This is a genomic window from Ruminococcus sp. AM43-6 (assembly GCF_003461785.1).
Lineage (GTDB): Bacteria > Bacillota > Clostridia > Oscillospirales > Ruminococcaceae > Hominimerdicola > Hominimerdicola aceti.
Window position 1 is genome coordinate 1 of sequence record NZ_QTXU01000024.1, and the last position, 5,241, is coordinate 5,241.

Genomic DNA, 5,241 nt, shown 5'->3' on the forward strand with positions numbered 1-5,241 from the left:
GCAGTCTGATCCGCTGGAACTACATATCTTACGGGAACATTTTTCTCGGAAATGGTGTACACGATCTTCTCATTATTGCTGTTGTAAACGGGAATATCGGAAAGGATTGCAATACCGTCCGAACCTGTTTTTATTGTGTAGGTCTTACCGTTGCCCATAATAGTGAACTCTCTATCATCGTTCTGATTATCCTCAGAGTACTTGTTTATCTTTATCGAGCCCGTTTTAAGTTGATTGTTGAACTTCACATTCACAGTCAGATCAACATCTCCGCTTGTCAGCGTAACATTCTGAGCCTTAGGAACTTCGTATCTTGTATCTACATTGATCTCGGATACGGTGTAGGTGATCGCTTTGCCCGTAGATGTGTTGTATACCTTTAATCCGCTAAATTCGGCAACGCCGTTTGCATTGGTTTTCTTGGTGTAACTGCTGCCGTCGTTTCCTGTGACCTTGAACTCTCTGCCGCTTACGATCCCGTCATCGGCGGTCTTATTGACCTTAATTTTGCCTATCGTAAAATCTTCGGTCACAAATATATTTTCGTCAGCCTTTAATGCGAACACTTCTTCAGAGATACTGTAACCTGTCGGTGCGGAGATCTCCTTAACGTAATACTTCTTTTCAGGTAACTGAATGGAGCCTGTTCCGTCCTTGCCGATAGTGATCTCGCCGACCTTGTTTTTACAAGCCTTATCGGTATATACTCCGTATTTTGCAACCGTGCCGTCTACCTTGCTTGTGCCTGAAATCTTAACCGTTCTGTCTGAAGCAAGAACCTTAGTTATTTCAAATTTCACATCATTTTTTGTTATCCTGAACGCCGACATATTCATAGCTGTTGCGGTCTTGCCATCTGTTTTATTGTTGATAACAACGCCCTCCGAACCGCTGGATTCTATTCTCCAATGCTTTCCGCCTGCACCTTTTCCATCGCCAACTGTCTTTGAGTTTATGAGTTTTTCCGAAACACCAATAGATCTCAGATAGCTTATTACATCATTTCTTGAATCAAATTCGCCCATATATATCCAAGCGTGATCCTCACCACCCGGATTCTGATCGACCACCACAGAACCTGCTGTAATAACCGAACCATCAGCACACTCCCAATACGGGCGGTCCGTTGTCTTGATGTTCTTCTTTTCGACTTCGACCTTTGAAGTCTTTCCGTCGTAAGTTATGGTGCAGTTATCATTGACTGTAAGCCAATGATCTGTATCAACAGGCACAGGGTTGTTCCAACTGAACCCCGATGTTTTGTATCCAAGCTGCGTAAGAGTATAGTACACAAGACCCGAACAGTCGATACCGAGGTTGTTGATCGTCTGCACCGACAGCGGAGTGTACTGACCCTGATCATACGCATACCAGTAGCCCTTGTTTCCATAGGTATACGGTGTACCCAGCAAGGTCGCCGCCTTTGCGATCACCGTATCCGCTGACGGGAATGCCGGGTTTTCCGTCGATGTGCTTGCGGCACTTGCTGTGATAGCTCCGCTCATAGATGAGCCGAGCATAGAAAAAGCACAGAGTCCTGCCATGAACCCTGTGGTAAGCCTACGTAAAATTCGGGAGTTTGCCGCAGGCAAACTCTTAGGGCAAGCACGCAAACGTAAAAGACGAAGCGAAGTATTCGCTTGCCCAAGCTTCTTTAATATTTTCGATTTTTTGAACATAAAGTGCATTTCTCCTTTTCATTTTTGCAAAGAAAAAGAGCCGGATTTCGGCTCTTTCGTTTGCACATCTTAATATATTTCATCATATCTTTGGTTGCTTATCAAATCCGCCCCTGATACATATGATTCATCAATATCTATTATTTCGCTGAATCCGCAGTCGTTATTCAGCAGAAATCCTTGCCCCTGCGTATCAAGAACAAACCATGTTCCGTTTACCTTAACAACATTTGCTACATGACCATACAGTTTTGACGGCGTCCATGCAAGATAGCATTCCAGATCTGTACCTTTGCACAAATAGTAGGTCTGCCACGAATAATTCACACAAGTGCCCGAACCGTTTTCAGTCATCCAGTTGTATACCGCCTCTGCCTTGCTGTAATCAGAGCCGTTATGAGATAAGCTTCTGCCGATATCCATATATCGTTCTTCCTCAGTAGGCACCGGCAAGGGTGGTTGAGTCTGCGGAACTTTTGTAGTCTGCGGCTTTGTCGTTGTGTCAGGCGGATTTGTTACCGCAGGCTTTGCAGTTGTAGTCGGAGGCGTCGGATCGTTATTCTGTTCCGCTCCGTTATTGCTCCGGTTATTATCGGACGGCGAGTTATCTGGCTGCGGATCATTTTGCACAGGCTGATGGTTATTTTCCTGACCGTTATTATTCTGTGCAGAATTGTTCTGTCCCTGACTGGAATTTCCCGAATAACCTGACGGATCTGATTTCTTGGTCGTAGTTACTGTGATATTTGTCGGTTTTGAAGTCTCGGATACCGTCTGCGAACTTGTTTTAAAAGTAGTAGTTGCGGTTTCGCTTGTATCCTTTTCTTCCTTTACCGATGTTACCGTGACCGTAGTTTGGTTCACAGCTGAGATTTCTGCACTTTCTACGGACTCCGATACATTGCCGCAGGCAGTCAGCATTACTGTGCAAAGTATTGAAATATATATCGCTTTTTTCATATTATCACGCTCCTTGTCAAGCAATATATCACACCTTTTTGTATATATCCAGCCTTTTTGCAAAAGTTCTGCCTTTGTGACAATTTACACAGCATAAGATTTGGCATACTATATAATTAGCTCAGGTCCTTCATCAAATTCTTCAAGCGGTCCGATCACTTCGGGTTTTGTTTCTTTAACAGCCACAAGCCCTATACCCGGCAGGTCTACCAGCATATGACCAAACTGCTCCTTGTACTTTTCGATCTGCTCATCGGTAAGTGAACAAGAGTCCCATTCGCCGTATTCGTTCAGACAGTTGCCCGAAATATAGAAAGTGCCATGAACAAGAGTGTTTCCTACTATCCTGTTAGGCTTTGAGCCGTTCAGCAGAAACTCATCATTACACCAGCAAAGTGCGTCATTTGTCTGCTCAAAATATATAGGTTCAATGCTTCCTCCCACTACTTCCTGCATTGCCTGGATATCGTCCTCGATATCTTTCACATACGGTTCTTTCAGAGGTTCAAACACAAGTATCCTCATTCTTTTGCCTCACTTTCACAATACTCTTTCAGCGGACACTCGCCGCAGTCATCAAACATTGCACAGGTACGCTGTATCTCCTCTTCGGATATCCCACAGTCAAAATGCTGCTTTTTCTGTTCGTCTTGCCATACGATAAGTGAAACACCGCTGCTGTCACGTTCGACCTCTACCGTTACAGCATTTCCATGCCTATCATAAAGTCCAGAAAATTCTGTTTTGCCTTTTGCCGTTAAAACCTGTGCCAATATTATCTTCTTCATAAAAACCTCCTAATCAAAAAGCGAAAGCTGTTTGATAGCTTTCGCACGTTCGCTTGTGTCATAATTTGATATGAGCAGCTCTGCATACTGACAGCCGCCGTCATACCGCTGTGCCAAATTGTTCAGCCTGCTTATCTCTTCAATGTGAATGTTTGGTTTATGCCATATCTCACGGATCTCAGGGCAATCGTTATACGAAACCAAAAATCTGCCTTTGATGTCAAGCAGAGCGTCACGCAGTCTGATATGATCTTTTGCAGTAAAACCTACGTCCTTGTAGTAATTCTCTGTAGCAAAATACGGCGGATCACAGTAGAAAAAGCTTACAGGTCTGTCATACTGCCTGATAAGCTTTTCAAAATCCTTGTTTTCGATAACTACCTTCTGCAAACGCCTTGCCGCAAGGTCTATCATCGGAAAATCAGACCACATTGAATGTGGCTGACTTCCAAAGCTGTCAAGACCGCTTGCATAGCTGTAACGTATAAGCTGATAAAACTTAGCCGCTCTGTCAACATCACGAAATCTGCTGAACAGACCTCGCTTGTGCAGACTTGCGATCCAGTCAAAATCCTCACGGGAATTGAGGACATACCGCAACTTGTATTTCAGCTTATTCGGTTTATCCCGCACACATCTATAGAGATTTGTAAGGTTTCCGTTGTAGTCATTCCAGACCTCAAAATCCATACCCGGCGGTTTATGAAACAGCACCCAGCCTGCACCGCCGAAAACCTCTATATACCTTTCATAGTAAGGCGGAAATCTTGCAAGAACCTCGTCACGAAGATTCTTCTTTCCCCCTACCCATGACATAAAACTATTCATGTTTTTCCTTTCTGCCGTAGAACCAATGACAGAAAGAAAGTCGCTTTGCTAAAAACAGAAATCTTCTGTCATTGGCAAAACGACCCTAGTTGTTATTTAATTGTGCTTACCTCACCCTTTGATCATAGGGTTTACATAGCTGAATATGATGCGTTTCTGTTCAAGGTAGCCGTCAACCTTGTTTACCTCATTACACAGCTCCTTGTATTGCTTTTCCGAAAGCACAGGCTTTGTTGCTCTCAGCATTGCAGGGATATTACCCATACAGAACTTGAAGTCTACTTTCGCTTTAACTCTGTTTGTGTGCATCTTTGACCTCCTTATCAAGACGTGCGATCTCTTTTTCAGCAGACTTAAAAGCCACGGCAAGAGAACCTATTGTTGTTCCGATGATAACACCTATCATCATTCCAATGAACAAATACGTCATTTACATCATCTCCATTTCCATATCCTCATCTTCTGTCTGTTCATCATCGGTCGACGTGATCTCAACATACTCACCGATAACATTTAATGCCTCATAGTAACTGCCCGAAGATGTTATTCTGCTGCACATTTCCTTTGCCTCATCATACATTCCGTTCCTTTTCAGCGTTTTTGAGGCTATGCCCATAAGATTGAATATATTTCCGTCCTGACCTATCAGCGGACATTTTGGCTTTTTGGACATCACGACATCTCCTTTCCGTAATATTTTCTCAGCAGACCTATGATAAAAAGCTGACCTTTTCCCGTCACAAACGTCTGCCGATAAGTCTTTTTCATATCCTCGACCTCGAACACCGACTCTTTTACAACAAAATATCTGCGGTCAATATATCTCTGATACAGCAGATTGTTTGACATAAGCACTCCCATTTCTTTCAGCCAGCGAAACAGTCTTGTTCTGCCGATATTGAAATTTTCTTCAGCCGCAAGCTTTGCCATAGCATTCATATCTATTAGATCATCGCTGTCGGCAACGTGCAGAGCAAAATCCACGA

General features: G+C 43.5%; 8 protein-coding genes and 1 pseudogene. All 9 read right to left on the minus strand.

What is annotated here, in order from left to right; genetic code table 11:
* Positions 1-1,679: SpaA isopeptide-forming pilin-related protein (locus DW938_RS11490; RefSeq protein ID WP_181984435.1), on the minus strand; the 1,679-nt coding region annotated here is incomplete at its 3' end.
* A gap of 69 nt (positions 1,680-1,748) precedes the next feature.
* Positions 1,749-2,639: a hypothetical protein gene (locus DW938_RS11495; protein ID WP_147342384.1), complete on the minus strand. Its 891-nt coding sequence runs from the start codon at positions 2,637-2,639 to the stop codon at positions 1,749-1,751.
* 108 nt (positions 2,640-2,747) lie between these two features.
* Positions 2,748-3,164, minus strand: coding sequence for a DUF3846 domain-containing protein (locus DW938_RS11500; protein WP_118124958.1), 417 nt, complete (start codon positions 3,162-3,164; stop codon positions 2,748-2,750).
* Complete coding sequence (locus DW938_RS11505) at positions 3,161-3,427, minus strand: hypothetical protein (RefSeq protein WP_117864969.1); 267 nt, start codon at positions 3,425-3,427, stop codon at positions 3,161-3,163. The genes DW938_RS11500 and DW938_RS11505 overlap by 4 nt, the downstream gene beginning before the upstream one ends.
* Positions 3,428-3,436: 9 nt before the next feature.
* Positions 3,437-4,243: a DNA adenine methylase gene (locus DW938_RS11510; RefSeq protein WP_118124960.1), complete on the minus strand. Its 807-nt coding sequence runs from the start codon at positions 4,241-4,243 to the stop codon at positions 3,437-3,439.
* Between the two features lie 123 nt (positions 4,244-4,366).
* Entirely contained in the window at positions 4,367-4,564 is a 198-nt protein-coding gene (locus tag DW938_RS11515; RefSeq protein WP_118124962.1) for a hypothetical protein, read from the minus strand.
* On the minus strand, positions 4,545-4,685 hold the full coding sequence (locus DW938_RS14840) for a hypothetical protein (RefSeq protein ID WP_158455166.1): 141 nt from the start codon (positions 4,683-4,685) through the stop codon (positions 4,545-4,547). Before DW938_RS14840 ends, DW938_RS11515 begins: the two co-directional genes overlap by 20 nt.
* Positions 4,686-4,922, minus strand: a pseudogene (locus tag DW938_RS11520) (hypothetical protein); the annotation flags it as partial.
* Positions 4,923-4,927: 5 nt separating this feature from the next.
* On the minus strand, positions 4,928-5,241 hold a 314-nt coding region (locus DW938_RS11525), incomplete at its 5' end, for a phage antirepressor KilAC domain-containing protein (protein WP_181984436.1).